Raw genomic sequence first — 22310 nt, 5'->3', positions numbered from 1 at the left:
GCGTAGACTGCCGGCGGCTAAGCGACGGCACGGACATGCAGAACAACGACGGCGACAACAACCGGCCTCCCGGCCCCTGGGTCAGGTCGGCGCGGCCGGGATCCCGTGGCCCGATGCCGCACGGACGCCGCGACAGCGCGCCGCCTCCCGCGCAGCCTTCGTCCCGCGATCCGGCGCCGATGGTCGATGCGACCCATGCCGCGCCGGCGGCCCACGATCCCGAGCTGCGGCTGTACGGCCTCAACGCCGTGCGCGCGGCGTTCGCGCGCCGGCCCGACGCGATCCGCAAGGTCTACCTGCTCGAAGCACGCATTCCGCAACTGCAGCCCTTGCTCAAGTGGTGCGCCGCGCACCGCATCGGCTACCGCATCGTCGAGGACGTCGACCTGCAGAAGCTCGCGGCCAGCACCCACCACGAAGGCGTCGTCGCCGATGTGCGGCGCGAGGAACCGCAGTCGCTCACTGCATGGCTGCGCGGCCTGCCCGAGGGACCGCAATGCGCGCTCTGGCTCGATGGTGTCGGCAACCCGCACAACCTGGGCGCGATCCTGCGATCGGCCGCGCACTTCGGCGCCGCGGCCGTGCTGCTGCCGAAGCATTCGACGATGACGCTGTCGGGCGCGGCGGCGCGCGTGGCCGAAGGCGGCGCCGAGCATGTTCCGTTCGTGCGGCTCGGGCGCGAGGACAATGCGATTGCGCAACTGCATGGCGCGGGCTTCCAGGTCGTCGCCACCGTCGTGCGCGGCGGCAGCGATGTCTTCACGACGCCGCTTCCGCAACGCGTCGTCTACGTGGTCGGCGCGGAAGGCGAGGGCATGGATCCCAGGCTGGTCGCGCTGTGCGACCAGCGCATCGGCATTCCCGGCAGCGGCGCAGTGGAAAGCCTCAATGTCGCGGCGGCAACCACGGTGCTGCTGGCGCAGTGGCGCCAGCGCGCGCACGGCGGCGGCTGACGGCGGTTGCCACGCGGGAGGCAAGTCGCCCAATGCGATCGCCAAACCATTGCCCGGATGCAGGGCTTCGTGCGCCTGCTGACCGCACCGCAGCCGACCGCCTGGGGCAGCCGGCGCGGGCGCGTAACTAGCGCTTGAGCGCGTCGCGGATCTCGCGCAACAGCAGTACTTCCTCCGGCGGGGCGGGGGGCGCCTCGACGGCCGGGCGGCGCATCCGGTTGTAGGCCTTGAGCACGAGGAAGATCACGAAGGCGATGATCAGGAAGTCGATCAATGTCTGGATGAACATCCCGTACTGCACCGCCACTTCGGCCACCTTCTTGCCAGCGGCATCCACCGTTTCCGGCTTCAACACGAATTTCCAGTCGGAGACGCTCACGCCACCGAGCGCGACGCCAACGATGGGCATCACCACGCCGTCGACCACCGCGGTGACGATCTTTCCGAAGGCGGCGCCGATGACCACGCCGACGGCGAGGTCGACCACGTTGCCGCGCGCAATGAATTCCTTGAACTCGCCGACCATGCCCATCGCTGTCTCCGTGCCGATGCCGCTCCCCTGCGGGAGGGAGCCTAGCGCGAAGCCAGCGGCGGCGCGATGGTGCCCTCGAGTTCGGCCACGCCATCGAGGCTGGCGCGGAAACGGTCGCCGACCTGCAGCGGCCCCACGCCGGCCGGCGTCCCCATGAAAACCAGATCGCCGGCCCGCAGCCGATACAGCTGCGACAGCTCGTGCAGGATGTCGTCGACGTTCCAGATCAGGTCGGATAACGCGCCGTGCTGTCGGCGCGCGCCGTTCACGTCCAGGGTCAGGGTGCGATCGGTGAGGGCGTCGACCGCTTCGGCCGGCACGATGCCGCTGATCGGCGCCGAGGCGTCGAACGCCTTGCCGATATCCCACGGCAGGCCCTTGGCCTTGGCCTCGGCCTGCAGGTCGCGGCGCGTCAGGTCCAGGCCCACGGCATAGCCGAACACCAGCGCCTGCGCACCACCGCGCTCGAGCACGCCGACCGGTGCGTCCTGGCCGAGCGCGACCACCAGCTCCACTTCGTGGTGCAGATCGCGCGTGCCGGGTGGGTAGGGCACGACGACTTCGCCGCCGTCATTGGCGGTGACGATCGCATCGTTGGGTTTGAGGAAGAACACGGGCCGGCCGCGTTCGGCAGGCGAGGCCGGGGCGGTGGCGCCCATCTCCTTCGCGTGGTCGGCGAAGTTGCGACCGACGCAGTAGATGCGATGGACGTCGAACGTGCCGCCGCCGTGGATGGGAACCTGCGGCTTCGCCGCAACCGCGACGATGCGCATCGCGTCGCTCAGGCGGTCGGCAATGCGGTCTTGCCGACGACGCGGAATTCGCCGTCGACGATTCGCCCGCGGGAAGCCCGCGGATTACGCGCGAACACCGGCTTGCCGCGCTGGCGCAACAGGCGATAGACCAGGCCCACGGTGAGCATGCCGATCCCGACGAAGACACTGAAGAACACCAGCACCGCCAGCACGCCCAGGCCCAGCAGGCCGATGGCGAGGCGGGCGAGCGGATGGCGCGGCTTGCGCGGCGCCAATGCGGCGTGCAGCCGACGGGGATCGAAGCGGAAAGCCTGGGCGAACATAAGTGGCGTCATGACAGAATGCGCCCGGATCTGGGCGCGTCCGCAGTATCGGACCGAAGGAAAACCGGCGTGTGAGCAGTTCGTTAAACGACGGCATCGGACGCATGGAAACGAGCGCTGGAGCCGTGATCGCGACGCTTGATGCCATCCCGGATGGGGGCTTTGCGGCCGTGGATGCGGTGATCGAAGGCGCGCCCGAATCGCTCATCCTGCATCGCGCAGGCGACCAGGTCCGCGCCTGGCTCAACATCTGCCCGCACGCCGGCAGGCGCCTGGACTGGGCGCCGGGGCAGTTCCTCACCAGTCGCGACGGGCTGCTGGTGTGCGCGGTGCATGGCGCCAGTTTTGAACTCGTGCGCGGCGAGTGCGTGGCCGGTCCCTGTCGCGGCGACAGCCTGCGCGCGGTGGCGGTCGCAGTGCACGAGGGACAGGTGCGGCTCGTGCCTCGGAGATGATCGCGTCCCGGGTGCGGCCGGTGGCCTTACCCGGGCTACGGTGATACGTCGATCGCATGGCTCGAATCCGCATTGACGTCGCCCGGTAAGCGAAGCGCATCCGGGACGCCATACGCCATCACCGGAACATCAGGTTCACCGCTACCAGCATCACCACCAGGTACGCGATCACCAGCGGCGAGCCGATCCGCCACAGGTTCCTGGCGTTGTAATCACCCGGCCCGGTGATCATCGAGATCACCGGGTTGGATACCGTCATCACGTTGTTGGATCCCGACAGCGCGACGACCAGCGCGAATGCGGTCGGATTGCCGCCCACCGCGAGCGCAAGGTTGATTGCCAGCGGCACCATCACGATGGTGGAGCCGACATTGCCGATCATGGTCGCGAACAAGGACGTAAGTACCGCGACCGCCGCCTCCAGCACCCACGGCGGCATGCCCTGCGGCAGCAGGTCCAGCGTGGTGGTGGCGACCCACGCCGCGGCGCCGGTGGAATCCACCGCCCAGCCCAGTGGAATCAGCGCGGCCATCAGGAACACCGTGCGCCAACTGATCGAGGCGTAGGCCTCGTCAATGGTCAGCACGCCGCTGAGCAGCATGCCGACGACGCCGGTCATCAACGCGATGGACACCGGGATGCGCGAGCTCAGCGCCAGCAGCACGGTGACGGCGAAGATCGTCATCGCGATCTTGAACTTGTGCGGCCGCTGCTCGCCCTTCGGGTAATCGGTGACGACGACGAAGTCCTTGCTCGCCGCCGCCTGCGCCAGGTCGGTCCACACGCTGTGCAGCACCAGCATGTCGCCGGCGCGCACCGTCAGCTTGCGGATGTTCTCGCTGATGACGTTCTTCTCGCGGTTCACCGCCAGCAGGCTGATGCCCTGCTGGCGGCGCAACTGCAGCTCGGCGGCGGTCTTGCCGATGAAACGCGAGGTCGGCGGCACCACTGCTTCGGAAATGCCGGCGCGGCTGGGATTGAACAGGTCGCCGAATTCGCGCAACCGCGTCGACAGGCGCAGGAAGTTGTTCTGCGCGAAATCCGCCACCTGCTGCTTCGGCCCCATCGCGCCGAGCACGCTGCCGACCCAGATCCGCGCCTCGGCCGAAGGCGCCAGCCGCGACTCGTTGCCGGTCTTGAGCGCGAGCAGCAGCGGCGCCCCGTACAGCGCTTCGGCCTCGCCGATCGACATGCCTACCAGCGGGCTGTCCGCGCTGACGGTGAGTTCGTAGACGTCGCCTTCGATGCCGTAGGTCTTGGCGAAGTAGCTCTGGGTGCGCGCCGGGGTGACGCTGGACTCGTCGCTGGCGCCTTCGAGCAGGCGATCGCCGAAGAAGTGGAAGTAGGCGATGCAGGTCGCCAGCAGTGCCAGGCCGATCGGCAGCGGCGCGAACATCTTCAGCGGCTGCAGCGTGGCCACGCCCGAGGGCAGGTTGCCGTTGGCCGAGACCAGCAGGTCGTTGAGCATCAGCAACGGCGAGCTGCCGACCATGGTCAGGCTCGAGCCCATGATGATCGCGCACGCGATGGGCAGCAGGAACCGCGACAGCGGCAGGCCGGTGCGCGAGCTCAGCCGCGAGGCGACCGGCATGTACAGCGCCATCACCGCCGGGCTCTGCATCAGCGGCGAGTTCAGGCCGGAAATCGATGTGGTCAGCAACAGCAGCCGGTGTTCCATGCCGTGCGCGCGGCGCAGCAGCCAGCCGGCCAGCCGATTGAGCGCGCCGGTGCGATCCAGGCCCGCGCCGAGGATCATCGTCGCCATCACGCTGATGACGGCGTTACTGGAAAAGCCGTTGAACAGGTTTTCCGGCGCGACCAGCCGCGTCAGCCCGAGGAGCATCAGCACCACCAGCGCGACGACGTCGGCGCGGATGCGCTCGAACAGGAACATCGCCATCGTGAACGCCACCAGCCCGAGCACGAGCTTCATGTCGGGGGTGAGCGCCAGCGCGGTGTCCATCAGCAGCCGGGGATCGCGATTCGTGTTGCGGGACGGGGCGCGGCGACCGCGCGCGAGCCGGCGCCATGGGCGCCGAAGGCCTGTCCGGGAGGTGCGATGGGGTTATCCAATCTCCAATCCCGGGTCCTTAAACGCGGTCGTAAAGCAGGTCCCACACCCCGTGCCCCAGCTTCTGCCCGCGGGTCTCGAAATGCGTCTGCGGACGCCATGCGGGACGTGCGACAGCGCCGCGCGGGCCGGCGTGGTTGCGCAGGCCCGGCGTGGCATCGAGCACGTCCCACATCTGCCCGGCATAGTCGTGCCAATCGGTGGCGAGGTGCAAGCGCCCGCCCGGCGCCAATTTACGCACCAGCAATGCGGCCAGCGCCGGTTGCACCAGGCGCCGCTTGTGATGGCGTTTCTTGTGCCAGGGATCGGGGAAGTAGATCCGCACCTCGTCCAGGCTGGCATCGGCGATCTCATGCTCGAGGACCTCCACCGCATCGTGGTGGTAGAGGCGCACGTTGCGCGCATCGTCTGCGGCCAGCGCATTGAGCAGGCGGCCGACACCGGGAGCGTGGACCTCGATGCCGATCAGGTCGCGCTCCGGGTCCTGCCGTGCGGCGAAACGCAGCGCCTCGCCATTGCCGAAGCCGATCTCGAGCACGCGCCGGGCCCGGCGGCCGAACGCGGCATCGAAGTCGCGCGGCACGCCGGCGTAGTCGAGCCCGAAGCGCGGCCAGAGTTCGTCGAAGGCGCGCTGCTGGGCAGGGGTGAAGCGGCCCTGCCGCAGCACGAAGCTGCGCACCTTGCGATGGCCTTCCTCCACCGTGAATGGTTTGGGCGGCGCCTTGGCGCCTTCGCTGCGGAAGGGATCGGTCATTGAAGTGCGCTTGCCTGGTGGAGGTGCTTCACGCTGGCGCGGAGGTCAACCGATCAGGCCATCCACCGGCGATGAAGCGCTTGCATGGCGCTTGCGCGGAATGCGGCCGGCGAGGAAGGCGTCGCGACCGGCCTGGACGGCGAGTTTCATCGCGCGCGCCATCCGCACGGGGTCCTTCGCGCCGGCGATCGCGGTGTTCATCAGCACGCCATCGCAGCCCAGCTCCATGGCGATCGCGGCATCGGATGCGGTGCCGACGCCAGCGTCGACGATGACCGGGACTTTCGCGTTCTCGACGATTTCCATCAGGTTGTAGCGATTCTGGATTCCCAGCCCCGATCCGATCGGTGCGGCCAACGGCATGACCGCAACGCAACCGATGGCTTCCAGTCGCCTGGCCAGGATCGGATCGTCGGAGGTGTAGACCATGACATCGAAGCCGTCGGCCACCAGCGTTTCGGCCGCGGCCAGCGTCTGCACGACATCGGGGAACAGGGTTTTCGGATCGCCCAGCACTTCGAGCTTGACCAGGGCGTGGCCATCGAGGAGTTCGCGCGCGAGGCGGCAGGTGCGCACGGCATCGTCGGCCGTGTAGCAGCCGGCGGTGTTGGGCAGGAGGGTGTAGCGGTCGGGAGGCAGCACGTCGAGCAGGTTGGGCTCGCCCGGGTTCTGCCCGATGTTGGTGCGGCGGATCGCGACGGTAACGATGCTGGCGCCGGCGGCGTCGGTGGCGCGCCGGGTTTCATCCAGGTCGCGGAACTTGCCGGTTCCGGTCAGCAGGCGCGACGAATAGGCCTTGCCTGCGATGAGGAGGGCGTCCTCGGGTGCATGGGGGAGTGTCATCGAGTGATTATCGCAGGACACGCCTGCGGTGGTGCCGGGTCACCCGCCGCCCAAGGCGTGGACGATCTCGACCCGGTCGCCCGGTTGTAACGCGTGGGTGGCATGCGCGCCGCGCGGGACGATCATGCCATTGACCTCGACCGCGACACGACGGCCGGCCAAGCCGATGCTGTCCAGCAGGCTGGCGATCGTCTGGTGGTCGGGCTGCGGCGTGGGCGCGCCGTTCAACAGGATCTGCATGCGCTCATTGTCCCATCGCCGGTCCGCGCCGGCGACCACTGGCGACGACTTGAGCAGCGAGCAGCGGATATGAAACCATCGGCCCCATCCGGCGGCGTATCGGTCCGGTCCTCTCACAACTGGAGAACAGCATGCGCTTCCGGTTCAATCGCTCGATCCTCGCCGCCGCACTGGCCCTGGCCGCCGCACCCGCCTTCGCCCAGGACACCTTCTCCCAGACGATCTTCTTCGGCGACAGCCTGACCGACTCGGGGTTCTACCAGCCGGTGCTTGTGGCGCAGTTCGGCCCGCAGGCGGGCGTGGCCGCGCGTTTCACCACCAATCCGGGGCTGGTCTGGGCCGAGTTCCTGGCCGATTACTACGGAACCAACGCGACGCCAGCCTGGCAACTGACCCCGACCGGCATCGTCGGCGCGCCCGGCGACAATTTCGCCGCGGGCGGCGCCACGGTCGAGCCGGGCCCGGGCTATCCGGCGACGCCGCCGACATTCTTTGCCCCGTCGCTGACCGACCAGGTCAACGCCTACCTGGCCGGCAGTGGCGGACAGGCCGATCCGGACGCGCTGTACTCCGTCTGGGGCGGCGCCAACGACCTGTTCTTCTTCCTCGGTGGGGCGACCACGCAGGAACAGTTCCTGGCCGCCGCGGGCGACCAGGTGGCCCTCGTCGGCGCGCTGGAGGGTGCCGGCGCACGTTACGTCCTGGTCCCGACGCTGCCGGATGTCGGGCTCACGCCATTCGGGCTGTCGCAGGGTGCCGCGGGTTCGGCCGCGCTGACCCAGTTGTCGGCCGGCTACAACGCGACCCTGTTCGGTGGCCTGCAGGCGGCCGGGCTGCGCGTGATTCCACTGGATGTGTTCGATTTCCTGCATGAGATCAGCGCCGATCCAGGCACCTACGGGTTCACCGACGTCACCACCCCGGCCTGCGGCGCCGCCGCGTCGCTGGGTTGCAATCCGGCCAACTTCGTTTCGCCGGACGCCGCGTTCAGCCACGCCTTCGCCGACGGCGTGCACCCGACCACCGCGGCGCACAAGCTGCTGGCCGACTACGCGATCTCGGTGCTCGAGGCACCGGCGCAGATGGCGGTGCTGCCGCACGCCGAGGCGATGGTGGGGCGCTCGCGCGCCGACCGCATCGGCTACCACGTCGGCGACAAGCCGGCGGCCGATGGCAGCCGCTGGTGGACCGACCTGCGCGGCGACTTCCAGCGCTATGGCGATGGCGACAAGTACGACGGCGCCGGACCGACGCTGACCTTCGGCATGGACTGGGCCAGCGGCAACCTCGTGTATGGCGGCTTCGCCGGCTACGGCCGCCAGGGCACCGACTGGGGCAAGCAGCGCGGCAATTTCGACCAGACCGACACCAGCCTGGGCGGCTTCGTGGGCTGGTATGGCGACAACGCATGGGTCAATGGCCAGGTGAGCTACAGCCGCCTGGGCTTCGACATCGACCGCGACCTGCAGCTCGGGCCGGCAACCCGTACCCACCATGGGTCGACCAACGGCCGCAACATCAGCGCCGGTATCAACGCCGGCTGGAATTTCACCAGCGGGGCATGGAAGCACGGTCCGGTGGCGTCGCTGCTGTCCCAGCACATCCGCGTCGACGATTTCCGCGAGGACAACCCGACCCAGTCGACGTCGCTCGCCTATCCGGAACAGACCTTCAACTCGCTGATCGGAAGCGTCGGCTGGCAGGCGAGCTATCGCATCAACTCGCAGCTGCAGCCCTATGCGAGGGTCACCTGGGATCGCGAATTCGAGCGTTCGCCAGAAGAGGTCTTCGCGCAGATGCAGGCGCTGCCGGGCACGATGCCGTACGCGGTGCCGGGCGCCGAGGCCGATCGCAGCTACGCGACGATCGTGCTGGGTGCACGCACGCAGGTGTTCGGGCTGGATGCGAATGTCGGCGTCAGCACCACCGCCGCGCAGCGCGATGGCAACGATGCCACCGTGTTCGCGACCCTGGGCAGCCGGTTCTGACCCTTGCCCGATGTTGCGCAAGCGTCCCGGGTGCGGCCTTTGGCCTTACCCGGGCTGCGTGGACCAGGAACCCGTAATTCCGGAAACCCTAGCCCGGGCAAGCGTAGCGCACCCGGGTCCCGCTGCCAGGCAGGCTGCATTGCCCGCCAACCGGGCCCGACCCGCGCACGCTCCGCGCGATTGCCACTGGCCGCGGGCGCGGCATAGACTCTGACGCCTCGCGGGCGTAGCTCAATGGCAGAGCTGTAGCTTCCCAAGCTACTGACGAGGGTTCGATTCCCTTCGCCCGCTCCATGTTTTTCCCCGCCGCACGCCGATCACGGCGCGATGGCGCGTTCGCCGCCGCCATTGACCCACGGTCCGCAGGGCCGTCGGAGCGCAACCGATGATCGTTCTGGGCTGGCGGGAGTGGCTGGGCTTGCCGGACCTGGGCATCGCGCGGCTGCGGGCCAAGGTCGATACCGGCGCGCGCAGCTCGGCGCTGCATGTCGATGCGCAATGGCGCTTCATCGAAGGCGGTGCGCCCTGGGTCGGTTTCCGGCTGACCCCGCGGCGGGCGGCGGACAGCGCCTGCGAGGCGTTGGCGCCGATCCGCGACGAGCGGGAGGTCGCCGATTCCGGCGGACATCGCAGCCTGCGCGTCTTCATCCGCACCCGGCTGTGGCTGGCCGGCATGGAGCGCGAGATCGAAATCAACCTGGTCGACCGCGGCGCGATGCGCTATCCGATGCTGCTCGGCCGTACCGCGATGGACGGCATGTTCACGGTCGATCCTTCCACGTCGTTCCGGCATGCACGCCCGCCGCGGCATCGGGCCGAGGCGACCGAAGTGTCGTTGCACACGCCGGACCAACGTGTCCGACTGGCCGCTGCGGCTCCGGCGACCGAGGTGCAACCCGGGACGCGCGCGGCATGAAACTCGCGATCCTTTCTCGCAACAGCAAGCTCTATTCCACCCGTCGGCTGGTGGAGGCCGCGCGCGAACGCGACCACACCGTGCGCGTGCTCGATCCGCTGCGCTGCTACCTGCGGATCGGCTGCAACAGCTTCCAGATGCATTACAAGGGCCGCCCGATTTCCGGCTACGACGTGGTCGTGCCGCGCATCGGTGCTTCGATCACCCGCTACGGCACGGCGGTGCTGCGCCAGTTCGAACTGATGGGCACATACACGCCCAATCCATCGGACGCCATCGCGCGCGCGCGCGACAAGCTGCGTTGCCACCAGCTGCTCGCCGCGCAGGGCATCGGCCTGCCGGTGACGGTGTTCGGCGACAACCCTGACGACACCGTCGACCTGCTGTCGATGCTCGGCCCGCCGCCGCACGTCATCAAGCTCAACGAAGGCACCCAGGGGGCGGGCGTGATGCTGACGGAGAAACCGTCGGCCTCGCGCAGCGTGATCGAGGCGCTGCGCGGGCTGTACGCCAACTTCCTTGTGCAGGAGTTCATCGCCGAAGCCAAGGGCGCGGACCTGCGTTGCTTCGTCGTCGGCGGCCAGGTGGTGGCGACCATGCGCCGCCAGGCGCCCAAGGGCGACTTCCGCTCCAACCTGCATCGCGGTGGCAGTGCCCGGCCGGTTCGGGCGTCGGAAGACGAGCAGGCCGCCGCCGTGCGCGCCGCCGCGGTCCTCGGGCTGGGCGTGGCTGGCGTCGACCTGATCCGCTCGGCGCGCGGACCGCTGGTGCTGGAGGTCAACTCGTCCCCGGGCCTGGAAGGGATCGAGGCGGCCACCGGGGTCGATATCGCCGGGCGGATCGTCGACCACGTCGTCTCCGGCGGCCAGGCGCCGCGGCTGCGGCGCAGCCCGAAGGCCCGCTTCACCATTTCGTAACGTCTGGGGGCGGTCCGGGACGGCGGGTTTAACGGAGGTCTAACCGGTCCGGGCGTAGCCTCCTGCGGACCAGATCTGCGCCAGTCGATCGACTTTCGGGCTCGTTCAAGCGGTACTGCAGATACGGTAATCGGGGCACTTCCTTGGCCCAGGTGCGGTCTCCGCCCCTGGGCCTTTTTGTAGGCGCGCCGACGACGGCATCGAAGTTGCCGCCGCCTCGACGCGCCAGCGCCCGCTCGGGGCCCGGCGCCTGAAGCGGCGCATACGCCCGCTGTGCCAGAATCGGACGACCGCAACGCGCAACCGCGGCCGGTCACGCCGGCCTGGATCGTTTGCACCGCTACCAACGTTACCCAGCCGGAAGGCTTGGAGGAATTCAAGTGAATGCACTGCACACATGCGCACTTGCCAGCCTGTTCCTGCTGGCCACGGCCGTCCGGGCGGGCGACAGGGAGCCAAGACTGGCCGCCAGCGACTACGCGGGATTCGAGGCGCAGTCCGCGGTGATCCGGCGCGATCTTGCGCAGGGCAAGATCTACAGCGAACTTGACCAGCGCCAGCGCAACGAGGTGCTCGCGGCGCTCGATCGCATGCACGCGGCCCTGGAGGCGCAAGGCAACATCGCCTCAATGCCGGAGGACGCGAAACTGCGCGTGTTCAACGACCAGGAACTTGTGAACGCCACGCTGACCAAGGGCCGCGAGGACAGCAGCCTGCTGTGCTCGCGCGAGACACCGGTGGGTTCCCATCGTCCGGTGATCTCTTGCGAGACCGTCGCCGAGCGGCGGCGAAAACGCGATCAGTCCAAGGATACGATGCGCGCCCTGCAGCGGGCACCTTCCTCCCTGCCGACGGTCCCGTGACCGCCCACATGCGCATCCTCGTCATTGAAGACAACAGCGACATCGCCGCCAATCTCGGCGATTACCTCGAAGACCGTGGGCACAGCGTCGACTTCGCCGCCGATGGCGTGACCGGCCTGCACCTGGCGGTCGTGCATGATTTCGACGCGGTCGTGCTCGACCTCAACCTGCCCGGCATGGATGGGCTGGAAGTCTGCCGCAAGCTGCGCAACGAAGCGCGCAAGCAGACGCCGGTACTCATGCTCACCGCGCGCGACTCGCTGGAGAACAAGCTCGCCGGCTTCGACTCGGGCGCCGACGACTACCTGATCAAACCGTTCGCGCTGCAGGAGGTGGAGGTTCGGCTCAATGCATTGTCGCGACGCGGGCGCGGCGTGCAGACACGGGTGCTGGAGGTCGGCGACGTCGAGTACAACCTCGACACGCTCGAGGTGCGTCGCGAAGGCAGGCTGCTGCAGCTCAATCCGACCGCGCTGAAGATCCTGCAGGCGCTGATGGAATCCTCGCCCGCGGTGGTGACGCGCCAGGAGCTCGAGACCCGGGTCTGGGGCGAGGAGCTTCCCGATTCGGACTCCCTGCGGGTGCACATCCATGGCCTGCGGGCGGTGATCGACAAGCCGTTCGCGACGCCGCTCATCCAGACCCGCCACGGCATCGGTTACCGCATCGCAGCCCCTGATGCCAATGCCTGAGGGCGCCGCGCCAGCGCGACGTCCAACGCATTACAAGAGGCGCCTGCGCAGCCGCATCATCCTGTCGTTCCTGCTGCTGGGCATGGGCCTGACCCTGCTGCTGGCGGTCGCCACCAACTGGGCGCGAAACCGCGTCGAGAACCAGTTAGTGGAAGACGTCATGAACCGCAACATCGACGAGTACGCGCGCCGGTACTACGCCGATCCCGGGCGCAATCCGGCGGTGCCGGTCGAGCAGATCCGCGCATTCGCGTTCTCAGCCGACAAATTCGCAAGGGTCCGGCTGGAACGCCCGGAGTGGGCCGAGTTGCCCGACGGCATCTACCGCATGAATGGCGTGGACGAGGCGGGCAAGCCGTTCTCCTACAAGCTGTCGGTGCGCAAGACCCCTGACGCGTGGTTCTTCCTCGCCTACGACATGACCCAGTCGCTGCGTGGCGAGCGGCAGTTCAACAACGCGCTGATCGGCGTGGTCATCGTGTTCACCGGGTTGTCGCTGCTGGTCGGCTGGTGGGCGGCGTCCCGGGTGATGAGCCCGGTCTCGGAGCTCGCGCAGCGGTTGCGCGAATCCGGCCGCAGTGCGCAGCCTGAAATCCTGGCGACGCATTTTCCCGACGACGAGGTCGGCCAGCTCGCCAGTGCGCTCGACGATTACGCCACGCGGCTGACAGAGGTCGTCAAGCGCGACCGCGAATTCAACGCCGATGTCAGCCATGAGCTGCGCACCCCGCTGGCGGTGATCAAGGGTGCGGTCGAATTGCTGCTCACGCGCCGGGACGTGGACGAAAAGACCCGGGCCCGGCTGCAGCGCATCCAGCGCGCGGAGCAGCAGTGCACCGACCTGATCAGCGCACTGTTGTTGCTGTCCCGCAACGAGCGCGGCCATGGCGCCACCGATGTCGCGCGCGTCGCCGAGCAGCTGCTCGACGCCCACCGTGCGCAACTGGCGGGCAAACCGTTGGTGCTGCGGATGGAGGGCGAGCGGGGGCTCGTCGTCGATGCGCCCGAGTCGGCGGTGACCGTGGCGCTCGGCAACCTGATCGGCAATGCGGTGAAGTACACGTTGCAGGGCGACGTGGTCGTGCGGCTGCTGCCGGACGCGGTGCAGGTCGTCGACTCAGGCCCTGGATTGACCCCGGAGGACGCCGCCCGCCTGTTCGAGCGCGGCTACCGCGGGACCCATGCCGAGCATTCGCAGGGGGGCGGCATCGGCCTGTCGATCGTGCGACGGCTGTGCTTGCTCTACGGTTGGCACGTGCGGGTGATCCCCGGCGATGAGCGCGGCGTGGTGGCTACGTTGTCCTTCAGCGCCGACAGCGATACCGCCGTCGCGTAGGGCGGGCTTTCAATCCGCCGCTGGCACCAACGAACGACGTCTCGCCAGGTCCCGCAGGAGGGTTTCAACCCGCGGCTGGCAGCAGCCCGAACCGGAATGCCATGTATGCGATGGCGGATCCAGACCCGCCCTACACCTGCTCCAGCCAGCCATATCTGTCCGGCGTGCGGCCATCGAACAGGCCGAAGAACAGTTCCTGCATGCGCAATGTCAGCGGACCCGGCTTGCCGGCGCCGACCTGGCGACCGTCGACCGAACGGATCGGCGTGATCTCCGCCGCGGTGCCGCACATGAACAGTTCGTCGCACAGGTACAGGTATTCGCGCGGCAGGTCGCGTTCGACCACCGCGATGCCGTGGTCGCGCGCGAGCATGATCAGCGAATTGCGGGTGATGCCGTTGAGCAGCGCCGCGCTCACCGGCGGCGTGTGCAACGCGCCGTCGAAGACCAGGAACAGGTTCTCGCCGGCGCCTTCGCTCAGCAGCCCGGTGGATGCCAGCGCGATGCCTTCGCCGAAGCCCAGCCGCCGCGCCTCGCGCGCGACCAGTTGCCCGGACAGGTAGTTCCCGCCGGCCTTGGCGCCGGCGGGAATGGTGTTGGGCGCGAAACGCTGCCAGCTCGACACGCAGGCATCGATGCCGGCCTCGATCACGTCGTGGCCCAGGTACGCACCCATTTCCCAGGCCGACACCGCCACGTCGGTCGGGGTGTCGGCCGACAGGCCGAAACCGCCGAGGCCGCGGAAGGCGACCGGGCGCAGGTAGGCCTTCGACAGGCCATTGGCATCCAGCACCTCGCGGCATGCCGCGTTGAGCTGGTCGACCGTGTAGGGGATCGGCATGTCGTAGATCTTCGCCGAGGCGAACAGGCGTCGCGTGTGGTCGCTCAGGCGGAAGATCGCGGTGCCGTCGACGCCGTCGATCGAGGTCGGATAGCTGCGGATGCCTTCGAACACCGACGAGCCGTAATGCAGCGCGTGCGACATGACATGGGTGGTGGCCTCGGCCCACGGCTTGATCGCGCCGTTGTGCCAGATCCAATCGGGGTAGCGCTGCGCCATGGCGGGCTCCAAGGTCGAATTGCGTAGTCTAGCGGCGGGTCTCGATCCCTGCGCGTGCCGCCGCCTGGACTGGTGGCACTGGGCCGCGCGGCATGGCCCTGCATCGCCGGCGAAGGCATCGATCGCGGCTCGCGGCGACGAAGCTTCGACAGCATCGATGCAACCGACGTGCCCGGTACGCGCAGGCCGCGGGGGACGACCCGGCCTGGTCCGGCCACCGGCGAGTTCGATCGGCGTGTTGCACGACTGGAGCGAGGCCGCCGTCGAAGGCTAGAAGCTCACCCACCAGCAGCCCAGCGCACGCTTCAGGCCCAGCACCGAATGCGTGGGCGTCACGCCGTTGGCAAGCGTCTGCTCCAGTCGCAACGCCACCGGCGGTTGGCGTACGGCATCGGCGTCGGCGTCGGGCTGGTTTGCGTCGGGATAGACGGCGGTGATGTCGACCAGCGGCCGATCGGAGATGGCCTGCAGCCGATCCATGATGTGGAAGGCCACGCTGCTCGACTGGCCCCGCCATTGGTAGACGCTGGCGAGGCGGTTGACGTCGCGGGTGTCGATCGACGTGCTCAGGGTGTCGACCAGGTCGCGCAAGGTGCGCGGGCAGGCGGCACGGTAAGCGGGAGCAGCGATGCCGGAGGGCGGTTGCGGCGCTGCCTGTTCGACGGCGCCCATGTCGGCGCAACGCCGGTCGGTGAAGATCAGGGTGCCGTCGGCGGCGACGCAGCGACGCACCGTGGCTGCCGCCGGACAGACCGCGCATAGCAGCAGCAACAGGAAAGGAAGGCGCAAACGCACCGGCGCAGCCTAGCCCGTGTCGCGCGCCAGCGAAAGGCGCGCGCACCAATGACGGAAGTCGCGGCGACGTGCCGTTCAGGCTTGCGAGCCGACCACCGGTCCGTCCGGTGCGCGCCGCGGCCCGCGCGACGACGGGGCGCCGCCATCGTCAGAAGGTGACGAAATAACAGCCGGCGTAGCGATGCACGTCGAAGTCGATTGCGGTCGGCGCATCGCCGCCCAGCAGGACCTGCAGGATCCCTGCATCCCCGCCGATGCCATCATCGAGGGAGGCCACCGTGGATGCGTCGGCTGTCAGCGCCGGTCCGATCTGCGCGTCGAAGTAATGGCTGTCCAGCACTGGCCTGCCGGTCAGCGCCTGCAGCCGGTCGAGCGTGCGTTCGCCCTGCCGGCTGGACATGCCGACCCAGTGGTAGCTCTCGGCGACGCGATTGACGTCCGCCAGTGCCATCGCGGCGCGCAGGTCCATCGCCAGTTGCGTCGGTGTGTGTGCGCAGCCGAGGCTCGGATCGCGACGGGCGACGACGGCGGGCGCGTTGCCGATGGTGTCGTCGATGGCATCGCCATGCCGCGATTCGTCGCGGTAGATGCGGGTCAGCAATTCGCCAGGCAATGGCGCGGCCTCGGCTCCGAACGCACTGCAGGCCTTGTCGGTATAGACCAGCGAGCCGTCGGGGGACTTGCACCGCAGGATCGCGCTGCTGGCCTGCACAGGCAGGGTGGCCGGCACTGCGGACAACAGCAGCACGGCGGCAAGGGTGGCGAGCAGCGAGCGAAGCATGGCGTGCATCCGATGCGTTGAATGGCATGGATGATCGACATCGATGGGTCAACAGCGCGTGCCAACCCGCGCATTCACCATGAACCGCGTTGAAACTCAGCGCAGGTGCCGAAGCACGTTCAGTGTTGGTTTGGAGAGGTTCAACGTATAGAAGTGCAGCGCCGGCGCGCCGCCATCCACGAGACGACGGCACATGCCGGCCACAAGTTCGGCGGCGAAGTCGCGGATCGCATCGCCGTCGTCGCCGAAAGCCTGCATGCGCTTGGCGACCCAGCGCGGGATCTCGGCGCCGCAGGCATCGGAGAAGCGCTTGAGCTGGGAGAAGTTCGAGATCGGCATGATCCCGGGGACGATCGGCACCTGTACCCCGAGCCGGCGCACGTCGTCGACGAAGCGGAAGTACGCGTCGGCGTTGTAGAAATACTGCGTGATCGCGCCATCGGCGCCGGCGTCGATCTTGGCCTTGAAGTGGCGCAGGTCCGCCAGCGCGTCCTCGGCCTGCGGATGCGTTTCGGGGTAGCAGCCGACTTCGATGTGGAACCAGTCGCCGTGCTCGGCGCGGATGAAGCCGATTAGGTCCGACGCGTAGCGCAGGTCGCCCATGCGCGCCATGCCCGATGGCAGGTCGCCGCGCAGCGCCACCAGCCGCCTGCACCCCAGCGCGCGATACAGCCGCAGCAGCTCGCGGATCTCCTCGCGGCTGCCACCCATGCACGACACGTGCGGCGCGGCTTCCAGTCCGTGCGCCTGCTTCAGATGGCGCACGGTTTCGGAGGTATAGCTCAAGGTCGATCCGCCCGCGCCGAAGGTGCAGGACACGTACTCCGGCGCCTGCGGCTTCAGCCGTTTGGCCGTGCGATCGAGCAGCTGGCGCTGCTCATCGGTTTTCGGCGGATAGAACTCGAAGGAAATGGGAACCAGGGCCATGGGCGATCCGTCTGATGGCGATACACGCAGCACGCCTTTGCTCCACGTTCCCGCGAAAGCGGGAATCCAGTGCCCTGGTTTTGGTCGACCGGTGGCACTGGATCCCTGCTCGCGCAGGGACGACGGCAAAAGACATCAGTAGCGGTAGTGCTCCGGCTTGTACGGACCTTCCGGTGCCACGCCCAGGTATTCGGCCTGCGCCTTCGTCAGCGTCGTCAACTTCACGCCGATCTTCTCCAGGTGCAGCCGCGCGACCTCCTCGTCCAGCTGCTTGGGCAGGCGGTACACGGTCTTCTCGTACGTGTCCTTGTGCTGCCACAGGTCGATCTGCGCAAGCGTCTGGTTGGAGAACGAGTTGGACATCACGAAGCTCGGATGCCCGGTCGCGCAGCCCAGGTTCACCAGGCGGCCTTCGGCGAGCAGGAAGATCGCGTTGCCGTTCGGGAACACATACTTGTCGACCTGCGGCTTGATGTTGATCCGTTGCGCGCCGGATTCATTGAGCGCATCGACCTGGATCTCGTTGTCGAAGTGGCCGATGTTGCAGACGATCGCCTGGTCCTTCATCGCCTTCATGTGATCCAGCGTCAGCACGTCCTTGTTGCCGGTGGTGGTGACGTAGATGTCGCCACGGCCGAGCGTGCTTTCGACGGTGTTGACCTCGAAGCCTTCCATCGCCGCCTGCAGCGCGCAGATCGGGTCGATCTCGGTGACCACGACGCGCGCGCCATAGGCGCGCAGCGAATGCGCCGAGCCCTTGCCGACGTCGCCGTAACCGCACACGACCGCGACCTTGCCGGCGAGCATCACGTCCATCGCGCGCTTGAGGCCGTCGGCCAGTGATTCGCGGCAGCCGTAGAGGTTGTCGAACTTCGACTTGGTGACCGAGTCGTTGACGTTGATCGCCGGCACCAGCAGCTTGCCCTGCTCGGCGATCTGGTAGAGGCGGTGCACGCCGGTCGTCGTCTCTTCGGAGACGCCCTTCCAGTCCTTGACGACCGTGGTCCAGAAGCCCGGGCGTTCCCTGGCGACGCGCTTGAGCAGCGCCTTGATCACGCCTTCCTCGTGCGAGGCGGCGGGTTCGTCGACCCAGGTCGAACCCTGCTCCAGCTCGTAACCCTTGTGGATCAGCAGCGTCACGTCGCCCCCATCATCGACGACCAGTTGCGGGCCGAGGTATTGGTTGTCGCCGCCACCGGGGAAGGTCACCGCATCGAGCGTGCAGTCCCAATACTCTTCGAGCGACTCGCCCTTCCACGCGAACACCGGCGTGCCGGTCGCGGCGATCGCGGCGGCGGCGTGGTCCTGGGTGGAGAAGATGTTGCACGACGCCCAGCGCACGTCGGCGCCGATGTCCTTGAGCGTCTCGATCAGGACCGCGGTCTGGATCGTCATGTGCAGCGAGCCGGTCACCCGCACGCCCTGCAACGGCTTGGAGGCGGCGTGCTTGCGGCGGATCGACATCAGGCCCGGCATCTCGTGCTCGGCGATGTCGATTTCCTTGCGGCCCCAGTCGGCGAGGGCGATGTCGGCGACCTTGTAATCGCCTTCGGTGGAGAAGGTCTTGTTGACAGCGTTCATCTGGCTTTGCTCCGTTCAGTGCGTCCGGCGGGGGACGGTCATCAAACGGGCGCCGTTGGTGCGTGGGGACCATGCCGAGCCTGATTCCGGCTTCGCCTGACGGCATCCGGACTTGCAGCGCCCCTCGGCAGGGGCGGGCATTCTATCGCTTTCTCGCGATGGAGGGATGGATGGGAGATGAAAAACGGGCTGCCGAAGCAGCCCGCGAAGTCGAACCCGGAGACGTCACCCGGGTAAGCGCTGCGCACCCGGGTGGATCGATATCGGCCGCGTCCCGGGTGCGGCTTCGCCTTACCCGAGCCACGGTCCTGCGGTGACCGGTCCTCGCGGTCAGTCGCGCTCCTGCGCGGCGCGCGTATCGGGATCGCCCGAATAGCGCCACGCCACCGGCGCATGCTCGGGCAGGGCGATCTCCGGCATCCCATTGGCCTTGAGCGCGGCATTGGCGGCGGCCAGGTCGCCGTTGCTCAACTGGGTGAATGCGCCCTCGACATCGCCAAGCTCGCGCTCCAGCGCGCCGGAATAGGCCAGCAGCGTCGCCGCCGGCCGGCCTTCGTACGACATCAGCGCGCCGTACAACTGGTCCATGTGCTCGCGCAGGCGTTCCTCGCCGGTGATCGCGCCGCCTTCCTTGGTCGCGACGATCTGCTTGCGGATCGCATCGGCCTTGTCGGACAACGCGGCCAGTTGCGTGCGCAGGGCATCGCCTTCGGGCAGCTTCGCCGCCGCCGCGCCCGCACCGGCGCGCACCGCCTGGATGCGCGCGACCAGGTCGCTCATGCGACCGAACATCCCGTGCACCTTCATCGTCGCGTCGAACTGCGCCTGGCGATCGGCGACGGTGAACGGCGAGCGCGGATCCAGTGCGATGTCGATCTTCTCCTCGTAGACGTGGTCGCCCTTGGTCATGCGCACGGTGTAGGTACCCGGCGGCACGCGCGGCCCCTGCGTGCTGCTGCCGGCGATCGACGCCGCCGGCGGCACCAGCGGCGGCTTGACGTTCATCGGCCAGGCGACGCGATTGATGCCGCGGCGCTTGCCCGCGGGCAAAGTGTCGATGACGCTGCCCCTGGCATCGAGCACTTCCAGCTTCAGCGGCCCGAACAGGTGCCGCGACTTCTGGTAGTACGCGATCATCGCGTCGTCCGACGCACTCGTGCCCGCATAGCTGGCGTCGCCTTCCGGCCAGCCGCCGAATGCGTTGATGCGCTGCTGCTGCGGCCGCGAGGGCAGGAATACCGCTTCCTGCTGCAGCATCGCCGGCGTCAGCGCACGCAGCGGGGTCAGGTCGTCGATGATCCAGATGCCGCGGCCGTGGGTGGCGAGCACCAGGTCGCGGTCGCGCTTCTGCACCACCAGGTCGCGCACCGAGACGGCCGGGAAATCACCGCCCTTGAACTGCGCCCATCTCGCGCCATCGTCCGGCGAGATCCACAGGCCGAATTCGGTGCCGGCATAAAGCAGGCCGCGACGCACCGGATCCTCGCGCAGCACGTGCGCATAGCCCTGGATGCCCTTGGTCTGCGCCGCGTTGGCAAGCGGCTGCCAGTGCGATCCGTAGTCGGTGGTCTTGTAGAGCATCGGCGCCATGTCGCCGAAGGTGTGGCGGTCGAAGGCGACGTAGGCGGTGCCGGCGTCGAACTGCCCGGCGTCGATGTAGGACACCCACGAGTTCGCCGGCACGCCGGCACCGGCGGTGACGTTCTTCCACGACTTGCCGCCGTCGCGGGTGACCTGCACGTTGCCGTCGTCGGTGCCGACCCAGATCACGTCGTGGTCCTTGGGCGACTCGCTGATCGAATAGATCGTGGTGTGCATTTCCGCGGCGGAATTGTCGACGGTGATGCCGCCGGACTGTTCCTGCAGCTGCTTCAGCGGATCGTTGGTGGTCAGGTCCGGCGAGATCCGGTCCCAGGTCTGGCCGTGGTTGCGGGTGCGGAACAGGAACTGCGCGCCGATGTACAGGGTGTCCTTGTCGGTCGGCGACAACGCGATCGGCGCATTCCAGTTCCAGCGCAGCTTTTCCTTGTACCCGGGCCGCGGCTGGATGTCGCGGTACTGGTGCGTGATGCGGTTGACGCGGCCGATGTTGCCGCCCTGCGATTCGGCATAGACGTAATCGTGGTCGGTGGGATCCGGGAACATCCAGAAGCCGTCGCCGCCGAACATGTTCTCCCAGCGCGAGTTGGTGATGCCGCCGGGATACGACGAATCGCCTACCCACGAACTGTTGTCCTGCAGGCCGCCGTAGACGTGGAACGGATCATCGTTGTCCACGCTCACGTGGTAGAACTGCGACACCGGCAGGTTGTTGGCCTTCCACCAGCGGTTGCCGCCGTCCTTGGACAGCCACAGGCCGCCGTCGTCGCCGGCGATGACCTTCTGCGGGTCCTTCGGATCGATCCAGACATCATGGAAGTCGCCATGCGCGCCGCCGCCGACGTTGGCGAAGGTCTTGCCGCCGTCCAGGCTCTGGATCAGCACCAGGTCCGGCTTGAACAGGCGATCGGGATTGGTCGGGTCGACGATGAGGTTGCCGAAGTAGAACGGGCGCCACACCATCATCTGGCTGTCGTCGCGGCGATCCCACGTGTGGCCGCCGTCATCGGAACGGAACAGCGCGCTTTTCGTCGATTCGACGAACGCGTAGACGACGTTGGAGTTCGATGGCGCCACCGCGACCGCGATGCGGCCGTAGGGCTTGGCGGGCAGGCCGCCGCCGGTGACTTCGGCCCAGGTCCGGCCACCGTCGGCCGAGCGATACAGGCCGCTGCCCGACGACTGCTCGGCGTTCTCGCCGCCGGAGCGGAAGGTCCACCCCTTGCGGCGGAAGTCCCATAGCGATGCGAACACGACGTTCGGGTTCTTTGCATCCACGCTCATGCTGCCGCAGCCGGTGGAGGCATTGCCGCCCTTGAGCACCTGAGTCCACGACCTGCCGCCGTCGCTGGTGCGGTACACGCCGCGGTCGCTGGAATCGCTCCACAGCTTGCCGGTGACGCAGGCGAGCACGGTGTTACCGTCGCGCGGGTCCACCGCCATCTTCACGATGCGCTCGGAGTTCGGCAGGCCGACGTTGGACCAGGTCTCGCCGCCGTCGGTGGACCGGTACACGCCATTGCCGATCGACACGGAGTTGCGGGTCCAGGCTTCGCCGGTGCCGACCCACATGTTGTCCGTGTTCGACGGGTCGATTGCGATCGAGCCGATCGACTGCACCGGCTGCTTGTCGAACTTCGGCTTGAACGTCGTGCCGCCGTCGGTGGACTTCCACAGGCCGCCGCTGGCGCTGCCGACGTACAGCACGGTGTCGCCCTTCTTGTCGTGGGTGGCGGTCACGGCGGCGATGCGGCCGCTCATGGTCGCCGAGCCGATGTTGCGGATGCCCAGGCCGGAAATCACGCCCTGGTCGAAGCGCGCGGCGGGGGTCGCGCCGGCCGCCGGCGCGGGCGCCTGCGCGAAGGCGGGCGTCGCGAACGTCGTGGCGACGGCAAGCGCGAGCAATGTCATGGAGCGATGCATGGCGGT

General features: G+C 68.1%; 21 protein-coding genes, 1 tRNA gene and 1 riboswitch. Of the genes, 9 read left to right on the top strand and 13 right to left on the bottom strand.

The annotated features are described in order from the left end of the window. Nucleotides 1-35 precede the first annotated feature (35 nt). Nucleotides 36-953: a TrmH family RNA methyltransferase gene (locus G7B67_RS01675; protein ID WP_166206760.1), complete on the top strand. Its 918-nt coding sequence runs from the start codon at nt 36-38 to the stop codon at nt 951-953. Nucleotides 954-1080: 127 nt separating this feature from the next. Here G7B67_RS01675 and mscL read toward each other — a convergent pair whose 3' ends face one another. The 3 genes from mscL to G7B67_RS01660 are packed head-to-tail and all read right to left on the bottom strand — an operon-like array spanning nt 1081 to nt 2563. Continuing rightward, complete coding sequence (gene mscL / locus G7B67_RS01670; RefSeq protein WP_166206756.1) at nt 1081-1485, bottom strand: large-conductance mechanosensitive channel protein MscL; 405 nt, start codon at nt 1483-1485, stop codon at nt 1081-1083. A gap of 41 nt (nt 1486-1526) precedes the next feature. Next, nucleotides 1527-2258, bottom strand: coding sequence for a fumarylacetoacetate hydrolase family protein (locus G7B67_RS01665; RefSeq protein ID WP_166206753.1), 732 nt, complete (start codon nt 2256-2258; stop codon nt 1527-1529). Between the two features lie 8 nt (nt 2259-2266). Then, the gene (locus G7B67_RS01660) at nt 2267-2563 is read right to left on the bottom strand and encodes a hypothetical protein (RefSeq protein WP_166206898.1); all 297 of its coding nucleotides are present in this window, start codon (nt 2561-2563) and stop codon (nt 2267-2269) included. Between the two features lie 104 nt (nt 2564-2667). On the opposite strand from G7B67_RS01660, the gene G7B67_RS01655 reads away from it, so the two are divergent. After that, nucleotides 2668-3018: a Rieske (2Fe-2S) protein gene (locus tag G7B67_RS01655; protein WP_166206895.1), complete on the top strand. Its 351-nt coding sequence runs from the start codon at nt 2668-2670 to the stop codon at nt 3016-3018. A 118-nt stretch (nt 3019-3136) separates the two neighbouring features. Here the strand turns inward: G7B67_RS01655 and G7B67_RS01650 are convergent, their stop codons facing one another. The 4 genes from G7B67_RS01650 to thiS form a co-directional block, all read right to left on the bottom strand. Continuing rightward, nucleotides 3137-4981, bottom strand: coding sequence for an SLC13 family permease (locus tag G7B67_RS01650; protein ID WP_166206750.1), 1845 nt, complete (start codon nt 4979-4981; stop codon nt 3137-3139). Between the two features lie 127 nt (nt 4982-5108). Further along, nucleotides 5109-5843: a tRNA (guanosine(46)-N7)-methyltransferase TrmB gene (gene trmB / locus G7B67_RS01645; RefSeq protein ID WP_166206747.1), complete on the bottom strand. Its 735-nt coding sequence runs from the start codon at nt 5841-5843 to the stop codon at nt 5109-5111. A gap of 45 nt (nt 5844-5888) precedes the next feature. Then, on the bottom strand, nt 5889-6686 hold the full coding sequence (locus tag G7B67_RS01640; protein ID WP_166206744.1) for a thiazole synthase: 798 nt from the start codon (nt 6684-6686) through the stop codon (nt 5889-5891). A gap of 39 nt (nt 6687-6725) precedes the next feature. Then, nucleotides 6726-6926: a sulfur carrier protein ThiS gene (gene thiS, locus G7B67_RS01635; protein WP_166206741.1), complete on the bottom strand. Its 201-nt coding sequence runs from the start codon at nt 6924-6926 to the stop codon at nt 6726-6728. 131 nt (nt 6927-7057) lie between these two features. Between thiS and G7B67_RS01630 the strand changes: the two genes are divergently transcribed. The 7 genes from G7B67_RS01630 to G7B67_RS01600 all read left to right on the top strand — a co-directional run bounded on the left by G7B67_RS01630 (nt 7058) and on the right by G7B67_RS01600 (nt 13638). Then, on the top strand, nt 7058-8914 hold the full coding sequence (locus G7B67_RS01630; RefSeq protein ID WP_166206738.1) for an autotransporter outer membrane beta-barrel domain-containing protein: 1857 nt from the start codon (nt 7058-7060) through the stop codon (nt 8912-8914). A gap of 220 nt (nt 8915-9134) precedes the next feature. Next, nucleotides 9135-9208, top strand: a tRNA-Gly gene (locus tag G7B67_RS01625). 91 nt (nt 9209-9299) lie between these two features. After that, on the top strand, nt 9300-9830 hold the full coding sequence (locus G7B67_RS01620) for a putative ATP-dependent zinc protease (RefSeq protein WP_166206735.1): 531 nt from the start codon (nt 9300-9302) through the stop codon (nt 9828-9830). After that, on the top strand, nt 9827-10747 hold the full coding sequence (gene rimK, locus G7B67_RS01615; protein ID WP_166206732.1) for a 30S ribosomal protein S6--L-glutamate ligase: 921 nt from the start codon (nt 9827-9829) through the stop codon (nt 10745-10747). Before G7B67_RS01620 ends, rimK begins: the two co-directional genes overlap by 4 nt. Nucleotides 10748-11127: 380 nt before the next feature. Next, nucleotides 11128-11610 (top strand): hypothetical protein, encoded by a 483-nt coding sequence (locus G7B67_RS01610; RefSeq protein WP_166206729.1) that lies wholly within the window; start codon nt 11128-11130, stop codon nt 11608-11610. 8 nt (nt 11611-11618) lie between these two features. Then, a complete protein-coding gene (locus G7B67_RS01605) occupies nt 11619-12302 on the top strand; it encodes a response regulator transcription factor (protein ID WP_166206892.1) in 684 nt (227 codons plus the stop codon). After that, a complete protein-coding gene (locus G7B67_RS01600; RefSeq protein ID WP_166206889.1) occupies nt 12295-13638 on the top strand; it encodes a sensor histidine kinase in 1344 nt (447 codons plus the stop codon). Before G7B67_RS01605 ends, G7B67_RS01600 begins: the two co-directional genes overlap by 8 nt. Nucleotides 13639-13768: 130 nt before the next feature. Here the strand turns inward: G7B67_RS01600 and G7B67_RS01595 are convergent, their stop codons facing one another. The 6 genes from G7B67_RS01595 to G7B67_RS01570 all read right to left on the bottom strand — a co-directional run bounded on the left by G7B67_RS01595 (nt 13769) and on the right by G7B67_RS01570 (nt 22304). Continuing rightward, on the bottom strand, nt 13769-14698 hold the full coding sequence (locus G7B67_RS01595) for a branched-chain amino acid transaminase (protein WP_166206726.1): 930 nt from the start codon (nt 14696-14698) through the stop codon (nt 13769-13771). A 270-nt stretch (nt 14699-14968) separates the two neighbouring features. Further along, nucleotides 14969-15493, bottom strand: coding sequence for a DUF4124 domain-containing protein (locus tag G7B67_RS01590; RefSeq protein ID WP_166206723.1), 525 nt, complete (start codon nt 15491-15493; stop codon nt 14969-14971). Between the two features lie 148 nt (nt 15494-15641). After that, on the bottom strand, nt 15642-16274 hold the full coding sequence (locus G7B67_RS01585) for a hypothetical protein (RefSeq protein ID WP_166206720.1): 633 nt from the start codon (nt 16272-16274) through the stop codon (nt 15642-15644). A 96-nt stretch (nt 16275-16370) separates the two neighbouring features. Then, nucleotides 16371-17195, bottom strand: a complete 825-nt coding sequence (gene metF / locus G7B67_RS01580; RefSeq protein WP_166206886.1) for a methylenetetrahydrofolate reductase [NAD(P)H] — start codon at nt 17193-17195, stop codon at nt 16371-16373. Nucleotides 17196-17336: 141 nt separating this feature from the next. Then, on the bottom strand, nt 17337-18782 hold the full coding sequence (gene ahcY, locus G7B67_RS01575) for an adenosylhomocysteinase (RefSeq protein ID WP_166206717.1): 1446 nt from the start codon (nt 18780-18782) through the stop codon (nt 17337-17339). A gap of 40 nt (nt 18783-18822) precedes the next feature. Then, a riboswitch (S-adenosyl-L-homocysteine riboswitch) is annotated at nt 18823-18914 on the bottom strand. A gap of 198 nt (nt 18915-19112) precedes the next feature. Then, nucleotides 19113-22304: a WD40/YVTN/BNR-like repeat-containing protein gene (locus G7B67_RS01570; protein ID WP_207780845.1), complete on the bottom strand. Its 3192-nt coding sequence runs from the start codon at nt 22302-22304 to the stop codon at nt 19113-19115. Nucleotides 22305-22310: the final 6 nt, after the last annotated feature.

Origin of the sequence: Cognatiluteimonas telluris, assembly GCF_011320095.1 — a bacterium.
GTDB lineage: Bacteria > Pseudomonadota > Gammaproteobacteria > Xanthomonadales > Xanthomonadaceae > Cognatiluteimonas > Cognatiluteimonas telluris.
This window is presented reverse-complemented; position numbering and strand designations above follow the sequence as displayed.